This is a genomic window from Streptomyces angustmyceticus, from assembly GCF_040701845.1.
Classification (GTDB): Bacteria; Actinomycetota; Actinomycetes; order Streptomycetales; family Streptomycetaceae; genus Streptomyces; species Streptomyces angustmyceticus_A.
Map to the genome: position 1 here is coordinate 174702 of NZ_JBFBHQ010000010.1, position 17052 is coordinate 191753.

General features: G+C 74.1%; 18 protein-coding genes. 11 read left to right on the forward strand and 7 right to left on the reverse strand.

What is annotated here, in order from left to right; all coding sequences use genetic code 11:
- Positions 1 to 528 precede the first annotated feature (528 nt).
- Both AB0411_RS22615 and AB0411_RS22620 read left to right on the forward strand, forming a co-directional pair.
- A complete protein-coding gene (locus tag AB0411_RS22615) occupies positions 529 to 1374 on the forward strand; it encodes a DeoR/GlpR family DNA-binding transcription regulator (protein WP_366419081.1) in 846 nt (281 codons plus the stop codon).
- A gap of 72 nt (positions 1375 to 1446) precedes the next feature.
- Positions 1447 to 1920: an SRPBCC family protein gene (locus AB0411_RS22620; protein ID WP_366419082.1), complete on the forward strand. Its 474-nt coding sequence runs from the start codon at positions 1447 to 1449 to the stop codon at positions 1918 to 1920.
- 229 nt (positions 1921 to 2149) lie between these two features.
- Here the strand turns inward: AB0411_RS22620 and AB0411_RS22625 are convergent, their stop codons facing one another.
- On the reverse strand, positions 2150 to 3277 hold the full coding sequence (locus tag AB0411_RS22625; protein WP_437042964.1) for a PLP-dependent cysteine synthase family protein: 1128 nt from the start codon (positions 3275 to 3277) through the stop codon (positions 2150 to 2152).
- Positions 3278 to 3617: 340 nt separating this feature from the next.
- On the opposite strand from AB0411_RS22625, the gene AB0411_RS22630 reads away from it, so the two are divergent.
- Positions 3618 to 3905 carry a hypothetical protein gene (locus tag AB0411_RS22630; RefSeq protein WP_366419083.1) on the forward strand — a complete coding sequence of 96 codons (288 nt, stop codon included), beginning with the start codon at positions 3618 to 3620 and terminating at the stop codon, positions 3903 to 3905.
- 175 nt (positions 3906 to 4080) lie between these two features.
- Positions 4081 to 4587 (forward strand): ATP-binding protein, encoded by a 507-nt coding sequence (locus AB0411_RS22635; protein ID WP_366419084.1) that lies wholly within the window; start codon positions 4081 to 4083, stop codon positions 4585 to 4587.
- 106 nt (positions 4588 to 4693) lie between these two features.
- Here the strand turns inward: AB0411_RS22635 and AB0411_RS22640 are convergent, their stop codons facing one another.
- Complete coding sequence (locus AB0411_RS22640; protein WP_366419111.1) at positions 4694 to 4999, reverse strand: SHOCT domain-containing protein; 306 nt, start codon at positions 4997 to 4999, stop codon at positions 4694 to 4696.
- 266 nt (positions 5000 to 5265) lie between these two features.
- Between AB0411_RS22640 and AB0411_RS22645 the strand changes: the two genes are divergently transcribed.
- Genes AB0411_RS22645 through AB0411_RS22655 form a run of 3 tightly spaced genes read left to right on the forward strand, consistent with a single transcriptional unit; the run spans position 5266 to position 7594 of the window.
- The gene (locus AB0411_RS22645; RefSeq protein WP_366419085.1) at positions 5266 to 5916 is read left to right on the forward strand and encodes a TetR/AcrR family transcriptional regulator; all 651 of its coding nucleotides are present in this window, start codon (positions 5266 to 5268) and stop codon (positions 5914 to 5916) included.
- 32 nt (positions 5917 to 5948) lie between these two features.
- Positions 5949 to 6533: a DUF4865 family protein gene (locus AB0411_RS22650; protein ID WP_366419086.1), complete on the forward strand. Its 585-nt coding sequence runs from the start codon at positions 5949 to 5951 to the stop codon at positions 6531 to 6533.
- A 38-nt stretch (positions 6534 to 6571) separates the two neighbouring features.
- Positions 6572 to 7594, forward strand: a complete 1023-nt coding sequence (locus AB0411_RS22655) for a phosphotriesterase family protein (protein WP_366419112.1) — start codon at positions 6572 to 6574, stop codon at positions 7592 to 7594.
- Here AB0411_RS22655 and AB0411_RS22660 read toward each other — a convergent pair.
- Entirely contained in the window at positions 7584 to 7967 is a 384-nt protein-coding gene (locus tag AB0411_RS22660) for a PPOX class F420-dependent oxidoreductase (RefSeq protein WP_366419087.1), read from the reverse strand. The genes AB0411_RS22655 and AB0411_RS22660 overlap by 11 nt on opposite strands.
- Positions 7968 to 7989: 22 nt before the next feature.
- Positions 7990 to 9210: an ROK family protein gene (locus tag AB0411_RS22665; RefSeq protein WP_366419088.1), complete on the reverse strand. Its 1221-nt coding sequence runs from the start codon at positions 9208 to 9210 to the stop codon at positions 7990 to 7992.
- Between the two features lie 17 nt (positions 9211 to 9227).
- On the opposite strand from AB0411_RS22665, the gene AB0411_RS22670 reads away from it, so the two are divergent.
- From AB0411_RS22670 to AB0411_RS22680, 3 genes are all read left to right on the forward strand, one after another.
- Positions 9228 to 10460, forward strand: coding sequence for an MFS transporter (locus AB0411_RS22670; RefSeq protein ID WP_366419089.1), 1233 nt, complete (start codon positions 9228 to 9230; stop codon positions 10458 to 10460).
- A 111-nt stretch (positions 10461 to 10571) separates the two neighbouring features.
- Positions 10572 to 11339 (forward strand): maleylpyruvate isomerase family mycothiol-dependent enzyme, encoded by a 768-nt coding sequence (locus AB0411_RS22675; protein WP_366419090.1) that lies wholly within the window; start codon positions 10572 to 10574, stop codon positions 11337 to 11339.
- A gap of 217 nt (positions 11340 to 11556) precedes the next feature.
- Positions 11557 to 11868, forward strand: a complete 312-nt coding sequence (locus AB0411_RS22680) for a DUF6332 family protein (RefSeq protein ID WP_366419091.1) — start codon at positions 11557 to 11559, stop codon at positions 11866 to 11868.
- On the opposite strand, the gene AB0411_RS22685 is transcribed toward AB0411_RS22680, so the two are convergent.
- From AB0411_RS22685 to AB0411_RS22695, 3 genes are all read right to left on the reverse strand, one after another.
- Positions 11829 to 12494 (reverse strand): response regulator transcription factor, encoded by a 666-nt coding sequence (locus AB0411_RS22685; RefSeq protein ID WP_366419092.1) that lies wholly within the window; start codon positions 12492 to 12494, stop codon positions 11829 to 11831. The genes AB0411_RS22680 and AB0411_RS22685 overlap by 40 nt on opposite strands.
- On the reverse strand, positions 12491 to 13783 hold the full coding sequence (locus AB0411_RS22690; RefSeq protein ID WP_366419093.1) for a sensor histidine kinase: 1293 nt from the start codon (positions 13781 to 13783) through the stop codon (positions 12491 to 12493). The genes AB0411_RS22685 and AB0411_RS22690 overlap by 4 nt, the downstream gene beginning before the upstream one ends.
- Before the next feature lie 112 nt (positions 13784 to 13895).
- Complete coding sequence (locus AB0411_RS22695; protein WP_366419094.1) at positions 13896 to 15101, reverse strand: geranylgeranyl reductase family protein; 1206 nt, start codon at positions 15099 to 15101, stop codon at positions 13896 to 13898.
- 177 nt (positions 15102 to 15278) lie between these two features.
- Here AB0411_RS22695 and AB0411_RS22700 point away from each other — a divergent pair, with 177 nt between their 5' ends.
- Positions 15279 to 16631, forward strand: coding sequence for a dipeptidase (locus tag AB0411_RS22700; protein WP_366419095.1), 1353 nt, complete (start codon positions 15279 to 15281; stop codon positions 16629 to 16631).
- The last annotated feature ends 421 nt before the right edge of the window (positions 16632 to 17052 follow it).

The following is a 17052-nucleotide window of genomic DNA, read 5'->3' on the forward strand; positions in this document are numbered from 1 at the left end:
TGGTGCGTGCGCTGCGACTCGTGCCGTGCGGTGGTGCCCCGTTGTCGTTCGTATGGCGCCCGTCGTGCGGTGCGGCACCCCCGGATTGTCTCTTCCCCCGGACAACGCATCCAGCACCCACTCCGGGGAGGCACTTGGGCGTTGGCCGGGGGGTGGGGCGCTTTGCGCGCCCGCGCGTCCCCCACCCCCGAACCCACCCCCCGCCCCCTCCCCCGAAGGGGGAGAGGGGGAGGGGGCGGGGGAAGCAGTCCGAGCGGTCCCGGAGTCGCAGCGGGACCGCCGGGCCACCGCACCGCAGGCCCCCTCGTCCCCTCCCGCACCCGCCCCACACCCCACAAGCCCCACACCCCCGCAACCGTGCCGCCGCCCCCTTCCTCTCGCCCCTCCCCACCCCCACCAGCCCTGTCTTCTCCCGTCACCAGTCCCACTGTCAGTACCTCGTGCGAGGATGAGGGCATCAGTGATCGCAGGCGGCAGCCAGCGCGTACGACCCGACACAGCGAGCCGGGGCGGAAGGGACGGGCCGGGGTGAGCGACAACCAGAACCTCCTCGCGGAGCAGCGGCGTGCCCTGATTCTCGACGAGATCAGGCGGCGCGGAGGGGTGCGGGTCAATGAACTCACCCGCAAGCTGAACGTGTCCGATATGACGGTCCGTCGCGATCTGGACGCGCTGGCCCGGCAGGGCATGGTGGAGAAGGTGCACGGCGGCGCGGTGCCGGTCAGCGAGCCGAGCGCGCACGAGCCCGGCTTCGAGGTGAAGTCGGCGCTGGAGCTGAGCGCCAAGGAGGACATCGCCAAGGCGGCGGCCCAGATGGCGGCACCGGGCAGCGCGATCGCACTGGCGGGCGGCACGACCGCGTTCGCGCTGGCGCAGCAGCTGCTGGACGTGCCGGATCTGACGGTGGTGACGAATTCGGTGCGGGTGGCCGATGTGTTCTACAGCGCGCAGCGGGCGGCGGCCAGCGGCGGCGCGGGGCCCCGCGCGGGTGCCGCGACGGTGGTGCTGACGGGCGGGGTGCGTACGCCGTCGGACACCCTGGTCGGCCCGGTGGCGGACGCCGCGATCCGCTCGCTGCACTTCGATGTGCTCTTCCTCGGGGTGCACGGCATATCGGTGGAGGCGGGGCTGTCGACTCCCAATCTGGCGGAGGCCGAGACCAACCGGCATTTCGTGCGGTCCGCGCGCCGGGTGGTGGTGGTCGCCGACCACACCAAGTGGGGCACGGTCGGCCTGAGTTCGTTCGCGACGCTGGATCAGGTGGAGGTGCTGGTGACGGATGCCGGGCTGTCCGCCGAGGCGCGCGCGGAGTTCGCCGAGCTGCCGCCGGAGCTGGTGGTGGCGGGCGAGCAGCCGGTCGACGCGGACCTCTGACACCCTGACGAACCGTCAGCTATCGTGGAGGCGCCCAGGCCCGCCGACCGTCCCGCAGGGGGTGCTCGTCCCATGGCACGCCGACTCCGCCCCGTCGAGCTCGACTTCGTCGAGTCCGCGCCGCTACGCCTGGTGTTCGCGGCGGAGGTCGCCGCGCGGCCGGAGAAGGTGTACGCGGCACTGGCGGACGATGTGGCGGGCTGGTCGCGCTGGTTCACAGGCGTGGCCCGGTCGGCGCCGACGCACGGCGGCAACGGCCGGGAGGTCCGCCTGACGGGCGGCACCCGCTTCACGGAAACGGTCCTGGCGGCCGAGCCCGACAGCCACTACGCCTACCGGGTCGACACCACCAACGCCCCTGGCCTGCATGCCCTGTTGGAGGACTGGCGCCTGACGCCCACGGACGACGGCACCCGGCTGCGGTGGATGTTCGCGGCGGACGGTCCGCCGCCGTTCCGCTTCCTGCTGACGCTGGCCAGGCCCGGCCTGGGCCGCGCCTTCCGGGAGTCGGCGCGGGCCCTGGACCGCAGGCTCGCCGAGACCTGAGACGGCCCGGGGCGCAGGCACCACCGGGGCAGCAGCCCGCGGAGAGGACGGCGCCGTACGGGGCACCGGCCACTACCGCTTACCACTCCGGCCGGCCCCCGCCGCCCACCACCCCGGTCCGACGCTCCGGCCGGCCCCGGCCGGCCACCACCCGCGTGGCGGGCCCTGACCGCGGGCTCGGGCCGCGGGCTCGGGCCGCGAACCCGGGCCGCGGGCCGGGACGGCGGACTCAGACCGGCCAGGAGCCGGTGGCCAGGAACGTGTCGAGAGTGCGCGCGTAGGGCCTGATGTCCAGCCCCTGGGAGGCCAGCCAGTCGTCGGAGTAGTACTTGTCGAGGTAGCGGTCGCCGGGGTCGCACAGCAGGGTGACGACCGACCCCCGACGGCCCTCGGCGACCATCTCCGCGACGATCTTCAGGGCGCTCCACAGCCCCGTGCCGGTCGAGCCGCCCGCCTTGCGGCCGATCGCGGTCTCCAGGGCACGTACGGCGGCGATGCTGGCCGCGTCCGGCACCTTCATCATCCGGTCGATCGCGCCGGGGACGAAGCTCGGCTCCATGCGGGGCCGCCCGATGCCCTCGATACGGGAGGCGGTGGCGCAGTCCGTCTTCGCGTCGCCGGTGAGCCAGCCGTCGAAGAAACAGGAGTTCTCCGGGTCCGGGACACAGATACGGGTGTCGTACTGCATGTAGTGGACATAGCGGGCGATGGTCGCGGAGGTGCCGCCGGTGCCCGCGGTCGCCACGATCCAGGCGGGCTCGGGATAGCGTTCGAGCCGCAGCTGCTGGTAGATCGACTCGGCGATGTTGTTGTTGCCGCGCCAGTCCGTGGCCCGTTCCGCGTAGGTGAACTGGTCCATGTAATGGCCGCCGGACTCCGCGGCGAGCCGGGCGGAGACCTCGTACACGGTCCGCGGGTCCTGCACCAGGTGGCAGGTGCCGCCGTGGAACTCGATCAGCCGGGTCTTCTCGCGGCTGGTGGTGGCCGGCATCACCGCGATGAACGGCACGCCGATGAGCGAGGCGAAGTACGCCTCGGACACGGCCGTGGAGCCGCTGGACGACTCTATGACGGGCTTGCCGGGGCGGATCCAGCCGTTGCACAGCCCGTAGAGGAACAGCGAGCGGGCCAGCCGGTGCTTGAGGCTGCCGGTGGGGTGCGTCGACTCGTCCTTGAGGTAGAGGTCGATGCCCCACTTCTCGGGCAGCGGGAAGCGCAGGAGGTGGGTGTCGGCGGTGCGGTTGGCATCCGCCTGGACCTTGCGGACGGCTTCTTTCAGCCAGCTCCGGTAGGCCGGATCCGAGCGGTCGCCGTCCACGGTCGGCATCGGGGTGCCCGCCCCGGCCTCCGTCGGCATCGCGGTCGTCTCGGCCCCGTCCTCGGTCGATATCGAGATCCCGGCCCCGGCCTCCTGGTCGGGCCGGCTCTGCGGCTGCTGTGCGGTGCTCACCGGCGCGCTCCTCTGGGGTTTCGAAGCCCGCGCGCTACGGCGGGCGGACTTCGACTATAACCACCCTTCGCACCCTTCTCACCTGCATAAACATCACTTTGGGATCCCCCAAGGAGGCCATGGGGCAGGCCGGCTCGCGCGCTGTGCGCGCCCAAGGAGCACTGGTGCACCGGGCGCCGCACCGGCAGACTTCCTCCCAAGGGGCGGTGGAGGGCAACTGCCCGTCTCACCGAGGAGGGGTGCCGGCATGGCGGAGCCTGAGTTCAACGCGACCGGCGTACGGATCGAGCGGTGGCTGCGGTCGCTGACCCGCGCCGGGCAGGTCGTCATCAGAGACGGCCGGCTGGCGCTGCTGACGAGCTACGGCACGGAGATCGACAGCGCCCCGCTGCAGGCCGTACAGGCCCACAAACCCCTGTTCGCGGCGCGGGACAGGGCGCTCGCCAGGCTCAACGGCCACCGCTACTCGCTCACCCTGGGCGCCCCGGAGCTCTTCTTCAAGGCCCTGGAGGCGGCGCGTCCGCCGAGCCCCTGACACCCCCTCCGGACGGGAAGGTGCGGTTGCGGCGACGCACCGGCTGCATGACCCTGGACTCGTATCACTGAGGGTTCACCAGCGGTGACGCTGTGGTGGCAGTCGGCATCGCTGGATCCGATCTTCGCCCCTGCCCGGTGAGAGGGGCGCCCGGCCTCATCAGGGAGTCGCGGTCGTGATCAGGCAGCCCAGCAGGCACTGCACGGTGAAGCTCCAAGCCGTTCCGGCTCGCATCGGACATGTGCGCAGAATCGTCTCCGCCCAGCTGCGGTACTGGCGTCTCGACGCCTTGATAGACCCGGCGGCGCTCGGGGTGACCGAACTCCTCGCCAATGTCCACCGGCACGCCCGCCCCAGCAAAGAGTGCACCGTGGAACTGTGCGTCCTGCTGGACCAGTTGACGGTTTCGGTGCACGACGAGGATCCCCGGCTGCCGCGGATCCGGGTCGCGGACAGCTGGGACACCTGCGGCCGCGGCCTGCCGCTGATCGCGGCGCTCAGCGAGAGCTGGGGGGTGCGCCCGGACGGCAGCGGCAAGGTCGTGTGGTTCACCCTTCCGGCCCTGACCACCGCCCCCGAAGAGGCCTGTACGGTCCGTGGCTACCCGGGCCCCCTCCCCCTGGGGGACACCGGCACAACGGCCGGGCCGCGCCCAGGAATACGGGGTACGAAGGTGGGCTGACGGCGGTGCGGGACCTGCCGATGGCGGGTTCAGGCGCCAGCGCTCCGGCATCCCCAACGCACCTCGCGGCTTGGGGCCGAGGCCGCTGGCGGGTCGCCTGCGGCCGTCATGCCGCGCCCCCCTTGGAGCCCGTCCCGAAGTGCTCCTCCAGTACGGAGAGCCGGCGCCAGTACTCCTCCTCGTCGATCTCGCCCGCGGCGAAGCGCCGGCCGAGTACGGCGAGCGGCGAGGGCGCGTCGGCAAGGGCGGAGTACTGCGGGCCGCGGAACCGGCCGCCCGGCCCGCCGTGGCGTCGCCCGGTACGGCGCAGCAGCGTCACCACGCCGACGATGACCAGCGCCCAGAGGACGGGCACGAACAGGATCCAGGGCCCGGGGCCACCGCCGGCCCAGGGTTCGGCGAGCTCGAACATCACGATCAGCTCCTCGGTGAGGCGGGGCCGGAGGCTGCCGGCCCCGGGGAGGACCGGTGATTCCGGTCTTCTTCGAGCCTCGCCCGCGGGCGGCTTCCCGTCGTCGTACGGCCGGCGGCTCCGCCGATACGCCGCAGGACGTACGCGGGGCGCCCCGCCTGCTCCGGCCCCGCTCCGCCCCCTCCGGCAGCGGAAAAAGCCCCCTCCCGCCTCTCCCGCGCCGCCACCTCTTGAGCTCTGTAACTACTAGTATGTACAGTGCCGACATGAGCAATCGGGAACCGCTCGGCACCCAGGCACCACCACCCGGCGCCGACGACGTCCATGGCGCGCCCACCACCCAGGAACGCCTCCTGCGGAGCACCCAGGAACTCCTGTGGGAGCGCGGGTACGTGGGCACCAGCCCCAAGGCGATCCTGGAGCGGGCGGGCGTCGGCCAGGGCAGCATGTACCACCACTTCGCCGGCAAGTCCGGGCTGGCGCTGGCCGCGATCCGGCGCACCGCGGAGGGCATGAAGGCGGTCGCCGAGGAGAGCCTGAGCGCCCCCGGTACGGCGTACGAGCGGGTCGCGGGCTATCTGCTGCGCGAGCGGCAGGTGCTGCGCGGCTGCCCGGTCGGCCGGATGACGCAGGACCGCGATGTGGTGCGCAGCCCCGAGCTGCGGCAGCCGCTGGACGAGATGTTCGGCTGGCTCCGGGGCCGGATCACCGAGGTCCTCGCCGAGGGGCAGCGCCGTGGCGAACTGGCCGCCGGGCCGGACCCGTCGGCCGTCGCGGCCACCGTCGCGGCCGTCGTCCAGGGCGGCTACGTCCTCGCCCGCGCGGCCGATGACGCCGCGCCCTTCGACGCGGCCGTACAAGGCGCGCTGTCCCTGCTCGCCGCGCAGGTCGTGCCCGCCGCGGGCAGCACCGCCTGAGCACCCCTCCCCCACCCCGTACGGAGCCCGCCATGCACGCCATGCAGTACGCGATCACGCTGCCCGCCGACTACGACATGCAGATCATCCGGCACCGGGTGAAGTCCAGGGGCCACCTCCTGGACGACTTCGCCGGTCTCGGCCTCAAGGCCTACGGGATCCGGGAGCGCGGGACCGAGGGCTCACCCGTCAACCAGTACGCGCCGTTCTACCTCTGGGCCGACCCGGATGCCATGAACCGCTTCCTCCTCGGTGACGGATTCCGTGGTGTGGTCCGCGACTTCGGGCGCCCGTCCGTCCAGCACTGGCAAGGGCTCTTCCACCGGCCGGGCCCGGCCACCGGCGCCGTTCCGCAGGCCTTCACCCGGCGGACGGAGACGCTCGCCGAGGACTCCGACCTCGCCGATGCCCTCGCCGGTGCGGTGGCCGGGCACGAGGAGCTGGCCACTACGGACGGGGTGCACACCACCGCGCTGGGCCTCGACCCCCGGCACTGGGAGCTGGTCCACTTCACCCTCTGGGCCGGCGCCTCCCCCCGGTCCGCCGGCGACCGTTACGAGGTGCTGCACCTGTCCGCCCCGGAGGCCGGCCGGCTCGCATCGGGACGGCAGTGGTGAACGGGACGGAAGCGGCACGCGAGCCCCTCCCGAACCCGCTGCCGCCCGCGCCGGCCCCCGCCGTCCGTACGGTTCTCGGCGACATCCCCCCGGCCGACCTCGGCGTCTGCGACGCACACGACCACCTCTTCTTGCGCAGCCCGCAGTTGCCGGGCCAGGAGCTGGACGACCCCGGGGCCGCGGCCGCCGAGCTGCGCGCCTTCCGCGCGGCCGGCGGGGCGGCGGTGGTGCAGTGGACGCCGTACGGCATGGGCCGGGGAGCCGCCGAACTGCCGCGGCTGGCACGGGAGTCGGGGGTGCGGATCGTCGCGGCCACGGGGCTGCACCAGGCGGCGCACTACCCGCCCGAGGTGCTGGAGCGCGTCCGCTCCGGTCTGGCCGGACGGTTCGTCGCCGAACTGACCGAAGGGATCGGCGGCACCGGCCCGCGAGCCGGGATGATCAAAGTGGCCGGCGGCTTCCACGGCCTGGACGCGCACGCCCGTCACACCATGGCCGCGGCCGCCGAGGCCCAGCGGGCGACCGGTGCGGTCATCGGCGTCCATCTGGAGCTGGGGACCGGGGCACTGGACGTACTCGACCTGCTCTGCGGCGAGTTGGCGGTCCCGCCGGACCGGGTGATCCTCGGCCACCTCAACCGCTCACCCGACCTCGTCGTCCACCGGGCGGCCGCCGCGGCCGGCGCGTATCTGGCCTTCGACGGTCCCTCACGGACCCATCATGCGACCGACTGGCGGCTGCCCGACGCGCTGACCGCGCTCGCCGAGGCGGGCTTCGGCGACCGGATCCTGCTGGGCGGCGACACCACGACGGCCGGCGCCCGGTCGGTGAACGGCGGCCCCGGCATGCCCCACCTGCTGCGCCGCCACCGCGAGCGCCTCGAAACCACCCTGGGCACGGAGCTGGTGACACAGTTCCTGACCACCAACCCGGCCCGCGCCTTCGCCGCCTCCTGGACGCGTTCCCCGCACCCGGGCCGGGGGCCGGGTACGACGGGTCCGACGGGTCCGACGGGTCCGACGGGTCCGACGGGTCCGACGGGTCCGACGGCTACAGCGTGACCGAGATCCCCACATGCGGCCGCTTCCCGCCGCGCACCAGCGCACCGACGCTGTCCATCAGCCGGAACCGCAGCCCGTATTTGCCCGCCATCGCCCTGCGGACCCGGCCGAGCGCCTCCTTCCCCTCCAGGAGCCGGCCGGTCCCTGCGGCGGCCTGCGCACCCTCGGCGATCCGGCCGCGCACATCGCACGGGGTGACGGTCACCCGCGCGTCGTTGCGCAGCCGCTTCACCTTCCAGCTGTCGTCCCGCGTCCACACCAGCAGTTCGTCCCCCTCGGCCACCGCCCACACGGGAGTGGCCACCGGGGCCCCGCTCCTGCGGTACGTGACCAGGCTGACGTAGGCACTGCGCGCAACCGCTTCGGGAATCATGGGCCCAGCCTAGGACCACCGCTCACCGCCCAAGAACGACCAACGGATCATCCAGCACCGGCTGCCAGGCCAGCTCCGCCGCGCCGACGAGGCTGTTGTGGTCGAGGCCGCAGGGGAGGATCGGTACGCCGCCGCTGCGGCCCCACAGGCTGCGGTCGGCGACCACCGCGCGCAGTCGTTCCGGGTCGGCCGCCAGGAGGGCGCGGTGCAGGCCGCCGAGGACGATGCGGTCGGGGTTGAGGATGTTGACGAGGCCGGCGATGCCGAGGCCGAGGCGGTCGATGAGGAGATCGGCGGCGGCGCGGACGCCGGGATCGGCGTACTCGTCGCGCAGCAGGTCGGCGGCCTGCTGGAGCAGGGAGACCTCGGGGCCGGGTTCGCGGCCGGCGGCGCCGAGGAAGGCGAGCGGGTCCGCCTCGACGTCGAGGCAGCCGCGGCTGCCGCAGTGGCAGGGCGCCCCCTCGGGGTTGACGGTCAGATGGCCGACCTCCAGCGCCAGGCCCGAACTGCCGCTGTGCAGGCGGCCGTCGAGCACCAGCGCCCCGCCGACGCCCCGGTGGCCGGACGCCACGCAGAGCAGGTCGCGGGCGCCCCGCCCGGCGCCGTGCCGGTGTTCGGCGAGTGCCATGAGGTTGACGTCGTTGCCGGTGAATCCGATCGCCTCGGTGACTCCCGGGATGCCGGCATCGGCCAGCGAGCGCAGGAACAGTGCGCGTACGGGGGCACCGGAGGGCCAGGCGAGGTGGAGGGGGTTGAGGGCCTCGCCGTCCGGTTCGGCGACCGCGGAGGGCACCGCGAGGCCGGCGCCGAGGCAGCGCCGGCCGGTCTCGCGCAGCAGCTGCGCGCCGGCCGCGACCACGTCGGCCAGGACGTGCGCCGGATCGGCGGGAATGGTGCCGCAGCCGGTCGAGGTCGCCACGATGCGGCCGCCGAGGCCGACCAGCGCCACCCGGAACCCGTCGGCGTGGATCTGCGCGGCGAGCACGACCGGTCCGCGCTCGGCGACGAACAGCCGGTGGGAGGGCCGCCCTTGGGAGCCGGCCGAGGCCGTCGGCCGGGAGTCGACGGTGATCAGGCCGAGCGCTTCGAGCTCGGCGGCCACCGCCCCCGCGGTCGCGCGGGTCACGCCGAGTTCGGAGGTCAGGACGGCGCGGGTGGGCGCGCGTCCGGTGTGTACGAGCTCCAGTGCGGGTCCGAGGGCGCCGCGGCCCCGCTCCAGCCTGGTTGTCCGAGTCTGGGTCACCCCCCTATTCTGGCTTTGTGCCGACACTAAACAAAATACGGAGGGTCCTCACGCCGCCCCGGGGCTCCGTCTCCGCCGGTCCGCGCCTGCTCCGCCTCCGTATCGCCCTCACCGCATTCTTCGCCATGGACGGCTTCCTCTTCGCCGGATGGGTCGTCCGCATCCCCGCGATCAAGGCCCAGACCGGCGCCGGTGCGGGCGCGCTGGGGCTCGCGCTGCTCGGCGTGTCGGCGGGTGCGGTCGCCTTCATGATGCTCACCGGCAGGCTGTGCCGGCGGTTCGGCAGCCACACCGTGACGACCGCCTCCGGTGCCGCCCTCGCACTGAGCATCGTGCTGCCGCCGCTCACCCACTCGGCGACCGCGCTGGGCCTGGTCCTGCTGGTCTTCGGCGCCGCGTACGGCTCGCTGAACGTCGCGATGAACAGCGCCGCGGTCGACCTCATCAGCGCCCTGCGGCGCCCCGTGATGCCGAGCTTCCACGCCGCCTTCAGCCTCGGCGGCATGCTCGGCGCGAGCCTCGGCGGGCTGGTCGCGGGCAGCCTGTCCCCCACCGTCCATCTGCTGCTGCTCGCCGCGATCGGGCTGCTGGTGACGGCGGTTGCCGGCTACGCGCTGCGCGCACACCCGGCCCCGGAGGTCCCCGAGCGGCTGCCCGCGGCGGAGGGGAGCCGCCCCCACCGCGGCCGGGCGGACCGCGGCCGCGGACTGGTCCTGGTCTTCGGGCTGATCGCGCTGTGCACCGCGTACGGCGAGGGCGCCATGGCCGACTGGGGCGCGCTGCACCTCTCCCAGGACCTGGCCGCCGGACCCGGCACGGCCGCCGCCGGATATGCGGTGTTCGCGCTGGCGATGACCGTCGGACGGCTGTCCGGGACCGCGCTCGTCCAGCGCTTCGGTGCGGCGCGGGCGCTGGTCGCGGGCGGGACCACGGCGACCGCCGGCATGCTGCTCGGCGCGCTCGCCCCGTCGGCCGGGGCGGCCTGTGCCGGCTTCGCCGTCGCGGGCCTGGGGCTCGCCAACATCTTCCCGATCGCCATCGCCCGGGCCGGTGAGAGCGGCGGCCCGGACGGGGTCGCCGTGGCCTCCACGGTCGGCTACGGCGGCATGCTGCTCGGCCCGCCCGCCATCGGTTTCCTCGCCGAGGCGGTCGGCCTGCCGACGGCGCTGACGACGCTGGCGCTGCTGGCCGCGGTCGCCGCGGTCATCGGGTACGCCACCCGCGGCGCACACCGCACCGGGCGGCAGTGAGGCGGCCGGCGTGCCGCCGTGCGGGTACGCCGCTCCGCCCGGCCCGGGTGCCGGCCGGCCGCCCCGACCCGCGCGGGTCCGTTGTCAGTACCGGCTGGCACACTCATGACCATGGAGATCACTGAGTTCGTCGAAACGCTGCGACTGGACGGCAGCCTGCTTGCCGACGCCGCCGAGGAGGCGGGACCGGATGCCCGCATTCCGGCCTGTCCGGAGTGGCAGGTGCGGGATCTGGTCACCCACACCGGGCGGATCCACCGCTGGGCGACGGAGTTCGTGAAGCAGGGGACCCAGCAGCCCGGCCCGCCGCCCGAGGCCCCGGAGCTGTCCGACGACGACCTCGTGCCCTGGCTGCGCGAGGGCCATCACCACCTCGTCCTGGCGCTGCACTCCGCCCCGCGGGACCTGTCGGCGTGGACGTTCCTGCCCGCCCCGTCCCCGCTGGCGTTCTGGGCCCGCCGGCAGGCGCACGAGACCTCGGTGCACCGCGTCGACGCACAGCAGGCGGCCGGTGCCTCCCTGACCCCTCTCCCGTCCGCCTTCGCGGCCGACGGGATCGACGAGCTCCTGACGGGCTTTCACGCCCGCGACCGCAGCCGGCTCCGGACCGACGTCCCCCGCACGCTGCGGTTGCGCGCGACCGACGCGCCCGGCGCCGACTGGACCGTGCACCTCTCCGAGGTGCCGCCGCACACGGTGCGCACCGCCCCCAAGGCCGGCGCCGACGGACCGGACGCCGCCAAGCCCGCGGACTGCACGATCGAGGGCCCGGCCGAGGAGCTCTACCTCGCACTGTGGAACCGTCTGCCGTGGGACGCGATGACGATCACCGGTGAGGAGTCGGTGGCCCAGCTGTGGCGGGAGCGCTCCGGCATCTGAGGGTTCGCGAGGTCACCCGGCGTCTGACGGACGACGGGAGCGCCCAGGGCCGATCGGGGAAGCGCCCAGGGCTTTGACGGACCGCGGAACGACACCGGCGCCTGACGGACCGCGGAATCCACCGGCCCCTCACGGACTTCGGGGAGCACTCCGGCGGCCGGAGGAGCGTCCGGCCATCTGACGGACCGAAGAGGGCCGTGCCTGGAAGACTGGCGGGATGTCACCCAGCCGTACCCGGGCCGAACGGGACGCCATCACCGTCGAGATCATGTTCGCCCTGGTCAGCGGCGTTTTTCTGGGCGCTGTGGGGTTCGGGGTGCTGGGCAGCGTGGCGCTGTGGGGCGGGCTGCCGGGCCCGTGGCGCGGGCCGTGGCTCACGGTGAGCGAGGCACTCGGCGGGCTGCTGTGCGGTGTGCGGGTGGTACGGGTGCTACGGCGTCTGCCCGGCCGGCCGGTGACCGGGCCGTCCCCCGCGGACGTCGTCTGGTTTCAGCCCAGCCAGCCGGGCCGCACCAACCCCGACTCGTAGGCCAGGACGACGAGTTGGGCGCGATCACGGGCGCCCAGTTTGACCATGGTGCGGCTGACATGGGTCTTGGCGGTGAGCGGGCTGACGACCAGCCGGCGGGCGATCTCCTCGTTGGACAGGCCGATGCCGACCAGCGCCATCACCTCGCGCTCCCGCTCGGTCAGTGCGGACAGCGCGTCCGCCGCGGCCGGCTCCTTGGAGCGGGCCGCGAACTCGGCGATCAGGCGGCGGGTGACGCCCGGCGAGAGCAGCCCGTCACCGGCCACGACCGTGCGCACGGCCCGCACCAGCTCCTCCGGTTCGGTGTCCTTGACCAGGAACCCGGAGGCACCGGAGCGCAGCGCCTCGAAGACGTACTCGTCCAGCTCGAAGGTGGTCAGCATGACGACCTTCACCTCCGGCAGCCGCGGGTCCTCGGTGATCCGGCGGGTGGCGACCAGGCCGTCCAGCACCGGCATCCGGATGTCCATCAGGACGAGGTCCGGGCGGTGCGCACGGACCGCCGCCAGCGCCTGCTGCCCGTCCCCGGCCTCGGCGACCACCTCGATATCGGGCTGGGCGTCCAGCAGCGCCTTGAACCCGGCCCGGACCAGCAGCTGGTCGTCGGCGAGCAGTACCCGGATCACGACTCCTCCTCGGTATCGGCCGGGAGCACCGTATCCGTGTCCGGGCCCCGGCCCGGGTCGTGCGTCCCGGGCAGCGGGATACGGGCCCGTACCCGGAAGCCGCCGTCCGGGCGCGGGCCCGCCTCCACCGTGCCGCCCAGGGCGGCGGCCCGCTCCCGCATGCCGACCAGACCGTTGCCGCCGCCCGCCGGGCCGTCCGCGGCGGCGGTCGCCGGCCCGTCGTCGTCGACCCGGATCTCCAGCGCGCCCGGCGCATGGGCGAGCAGCACCCGGGCGGTGCGCGAGCCGGAGTGCCGGACGATGTTGGTGAGCGCTTCCTGGACGATGCGGAAGGCGGCGAGATCGGTGCCGGGCGCCAGGGTGGCGGGAGCGCCCTCGGTGGTGACCTCCACGGCGAGGCCGGCGCCTCGGGCCTGCTCGGTGAGTTCGGGCAGCCGGTCCAGGCCGGGGGCCGGGGAGCGCGGGGCGTCCCCCGGGGTGCGCAGGGTGTCGAGGACCTGGCGGACCTCGCCGAGGGCCTCCTTGCTCGCGTCCTTGATGGTGGTCAGCGCGGACCGCGCCTGCTCCGGGTCGCTGTCGAGCAGCGCCAGGCCCATGCCCGCCTGGACGTTGATCACGGAGATGCTGTGGGCGAGGACGTCGTGCAGCTCGCGGGCGATCCGCAGCCGCTCCTCGTCCGCCCTGCGGCGTTCCGCGGCGGCCCGCTCGGCCCGCGCCCGTGCGAGCTGCTCGCGGCGCACCCGGGCCAGCTCGGACAGGGCCACCACGGCCACCACCCAGGCCAGGACGAAGAACTCCTGCTCCCAGGGGGCGGGCCCGTCGTGCGGGGGCGGCAGCCACCGGTAGAGCCAGTAGGCCACCAGGACGTGACAGACCCACACCCCGCCCAGAGCGCACCAGGCGACCTTGCGGTACCCGGCGACGATCGCCGCGAAGGCGCCGAAGGCGAGTGTGACGAAGACCGGGCCGTACGGATAGCCGGCCGCGAGGTAGACCGCGGTGGTGACGGCGGTGCCGAGGGCGACCGTGCGCGGGCAGCGGTGCCGGAACAGCAGCAGGGCCGAGCCGGCGACCAGCAGCGGGCGGGCGAAGCCGTCCAGCGGGACGCGCCCCGGCTGGTCGTGCGCGGCGAAACCGGAGCCGACCAGCACGAAGACCGTCACGGCGAGCGTCGAGAGCCACGGCAGCCGGGTGCCGGACCCGCTCCGCCCCGATTCCTCGGGCGGCAGCCACCGCTCCCGGGCCGTGCCGGGGCGGCGCCGTGCCCACGGCGGCCATGCGTTCTCCATGACCGTCACGCTAGACCGCGGCGGGGCGCGGCGGCGTCAGCCCGGAGCGGTGGTCCGTCGTACTCCCGGGGGAGTACGGGCCGCGCCGCGGCCCGGGGACGGCCGGCCCGCCTCACCCCCGGTTCATCGCCTCCAGCGCCCGGCGGGCCATCGAGTGGGTACGCACGATCTCGGCCAGGGTGGTCGTCCCGCGGGTGATCTTGGCAAAGGCCTGCCAGGCCGGGCGGAAGCCGGTGATCGCGGCGTGCAGCAGGCCGGGGCGGCGCGAGAAGACCTTGAGCATCTGCCGCCCCACGCCCATCTCCACGCCGAGGCCCGCCTTGATGGCGAAGGCGTAGTTGAGTGCCTGGCGGCGGGCGTCCACCGCGTCATGCGCCTCGGAGACGCGCACCGCCCACTCCCCCGCGAGCCGCCCCGAGCGCAGCGCGAAGGAGATGCCCTCCCGCGTCCACGGCTCCAGCAGCCCGGCCGCGTCGCCGCAGACCAGCACCCGGCCGCGGGACAGCGGGGAGTCCTCCGCGCGGCAGCGCGTCAGATGCCCGGACGAGATGCTCGGCTCGAAGCCGGCGAGGCCCAGCCGTCCGATGAAGTCCTCCAGATAGCGCTTGGTCGCAGCCCCCTCGCCCCGCGCGGAGATGACGCCGACGGTGAGGGTGTCGCCCTTGGGGAAGACCCAGCCGTAGCTGCCGGGGATCGGGCCCCAGTCGATGAGCACCCGGCCCGCCCAGTCCTCGGCGACCGGCGCCGGAACCGGGATCTCCGCCTCCAGGCCGAGGTCGACCTGGTCGACCTTCACCCCGACATGGGCTCCTATCCGGCCCGCGCTGCCGTCCGCGCCGACCACGGCGCGCGCCAGCACCACCTCGCCGTCGCCGAGCACCACCGCGACGGTCCGCCGGTCGGGCACCTCGGCGCCGTGCTGCTCCACCCGCGAGACCGTGACGCCCGTACGGACCGTCGCGCCCGCGTCCTGGGCCGACTCGACCAGCCGCGCATCGAAGTCGGGCCGGTTGATCAGCCCGAACAGCATGCTCTTGGAACGGCGGGTGCGGGTCAGCCGGCCGTTCAGCGAGAACGTCACCGCATGCACCCGGTCCCGCAGCGGCAGCTCGAAGCCCGGCGGCAGCGCATCCCGCGAGGGCCCGATGATGCCGCCGCCGCAGGTCTTGTAGCGCGGGAGCTCCGCCTTCTCCAGGAGCAGCACCCGGCGCCCTGTACAGGCCGCGGCATGCGCGGCCGAGGCGCCCGCAGGCCCCGCACCCACCACCACGACGTCCCACACCTGCTGGTTGTCCTCGGCTGCGTGCTCGCTGCTCACCTGTGCTTCTGCTCCCGTCCGATGCCTGGCTGCGCGTACCGCCCGCATCCTACGGGCCGCTGTTGCACAAGGGGCCTGTGGGAAGATCGGGGGCACTGATGCCCGTACGTCCGGCCCGTCCGGCTCACGAGGCCGGACGGCCCGTACGCACAACGTCGCGCCCACAAGGAGCGTTCCATGTCTGACAGCCCGCTCGCACGTACCGTCGCCGCGTTGCAGCCCCGCGCCAGGACCGAGCTGGCCGAGCTGGTGGCCTTCAAGTCGGTCGCGGATCCCGACCAGTTCCCCAAGAGCGAGTGCGAGGCCGCCGCCGGCTGGATCGTCGAGGCACTGCGGGCGGACGGCTTCCAGGACGTGGCGCTGCTGGACACCCCGGACGGCACCCAGTCCGTGTACGGCTACCTGCCCGGCCCGGCCGGCGCCCCGACCGTGCTGCTGTACGCGCACTACGACGTGCAGCCGCCGCTGGACGAGTCCTCCTGGATCTCCCCGCCGTTCGAACTGACCGAGCGCGACGGCCGCTGGTACGGGCGCGGCGCGGCCGACTGCAAGGGCGGCCTGATCATGCATCTGACGGCGCTGCGCGCGCTGAAGGAGCACGGCGGGGTCCCGGTCAACGTCAAGATGATCGTGGAGGGTTCGGAGGAGCAGGGCACCGGCGGCCTGGAGCGCTACGCCGAGGCCCACCCCGAGCTGCTGACCGCGGACGCCATCGTCATCGGCGACACCGGCAACTTCCGGGTCGGGCTGCCGACCGTGACCGCGACGCTGCGCGGGATGACACTCGTACGGGTCCAGGTCGACACCCTGGAGGGCAACCTCCACTCCGGCCAGTTCGGCGGCGCGGCCCCCGACGCGCTGGCGGCGCTGATCCGGATCCTGGACTCGCTGCGCGCCGAGGACGGCTCGACCACCGTCAACGGGCTGGCCGCGGACGCCTCCTGGGAGGGCCTGCAGTACGCCGAGGAGGACTTCCGCAAGGACGCCAAGGTGCTCGACGGCGTCGGACTGGTCGGCAACGGCTCGATCGCGGACCGGATCTGGGCACGTCCGGCCGCCACGGTGCTCGGCATCGACTGCCCGCCGGTCGTCGGCGCCACCCCCTCCGTACAGGCCGGCGCCCGCGCCCTGGTGAGCCTGCGGGTGCCGCCGGGCACGGACGCCGCCGAGGCCACGAAGCTCCTCACCGCCCACCTGGAGAGCGCCGCCCCCTGGGGCGCGCGGGTCACCGTCGAGCAGATCGGCCAGGGCCAGCCGTTCCGCGCCGACACCGGCAGCCCCGCGTACACCTCGATGGCCGAGGCCCTGCGCGAGGCGTACGACGGCGAGGAGATGCAGACCTCCGGCATGGGCGGCTCCATCCCCCTCTGCAACACGCTGGCTGCGCTCTATCCCGACGCCGAGATCCTGCTCATCGGGCTGAGCGAGCCGGAGGCGCAGATCCACGCCGTCAACGAAAGCGTTTCTCCGCAGGAGCTGGAGCGGCTCTCGCTGGCGGAGGCGTTGTTCCTCCGTCGGTACGCGGGCTAGTACTCCGCGGTTCGCTGCGCTTTGCTTGTGGCCCACGTTTTTGGCTTTCCCGCCGTGGGGGTTGCTCGCCGTTCTTCGCCCGCTGCGCGGTGCGCCCGCCGTGGCGCCTGGCGGCCGGTCCGCTGCGTTTTGCCTCCGCCCCGTTTTTGGCTGTCCCGCCGTTGCGCCTGCGGCGGGCGGGTCCGCTGCGCGGGGCTGTGGGTGCGGTGCCGCTGCGCGGGGCTGGTGCGCCCGCCGTTGCGCCTGCGGCGGGCCAGGTCCGCGGCGGTGCCGCTGCGCGGGGCCGGGTGCGGTGGGTTGCGCCTGCGGCGGGCGGGTCCGCTGCGGTGCCGCTGCGCGGGGCCGGGTGCGGTGGGTTGCGCCTGCGGCGGGCGGGTCCGCTGCGCGGGGCTGTGGGTGCGGTGACGGGCCTGCGGGGCCG

Bases quoted from the DNA above. Each gene is read 5' to 3' on its own strand.
- AB0411_RS22620 (WP_366419082.1), top strand. From the start codon at position 1,447: ATGGCACGCCGACTCCGCCCCGTCGAGCTCGACTTCGTCGAGTCCGCG.
- AB0411_RS22625 (WP_437042964.1), bottom strand. From the start codon at position 3,277: ATGCCGACGGAGGCCGGGGCGGGCACCCCGATGCCGACCGTGGACGGC.
- AB0411_RS22630 (WP_366419083.1), top strand. From the start codon at position 3,618: ATGGCGGAGCCTGAGTTCAACGCGACCGGCGTACGGATCGAGCGGTGG.
- AB0411_RS22640 (WP_366419111.1), bottom strand. From the start codon at position 4,999: ATGTTCGAGCTCGCCGAACCCTGGGCCGGCGGTGGCCCCGGGCCCTGG.
- AB0411_RS22645 (WP_366419085.1), top strand. From the start codon at position 5,266: ATGAGCAATCGGGAACCGCTCGGCACCCAGGCACCACCACCCGGCGCC.
- AB0411_RS22650 (WP_366419086.1), top strand. From the start codon at position 5,949: ATGCACGCCATGCAGTACGCGATCACGCTGCCCGCCGACTACGACATG.
- AB0411_RS22660 (WP_366419087.1), bottom strand. From the start codon at position 7,967: ATGATTCCCGAAGCGGTTGCGCGCAGTGCCTACGTCAGCCTGGTCACG.
- AB0411_RS22675 (WP_366419090.1), top strand. From the start codon at position 10,572: ATGGAGATCACTGAGTTCGTCGAAACGCTGCGACTGGACGGCAGCCTG.
- AB0411_RS22680 (WP_366419091.1), top strand. From the start codon at position 11,557: ATGTCACCCAGCCGTACCCGGGCCGAACGGGACGCCATCACCGTCGAG.
- AB0411_RS22690 (WP_366419093.1), bottom strand. From the start codon at position 13,783: ATGGAGAACGCATGGCCGCCGTGGGCACGGCGCCGCCCCGGCACGGCC.
- AB0411_RS22700 (WP_366419095.1), top strand. From the start codon at position 15,279: ATGTCTGACAGCCCGCTCGCACGTACCGTCGCCGCGTTGCAGCCCCGC.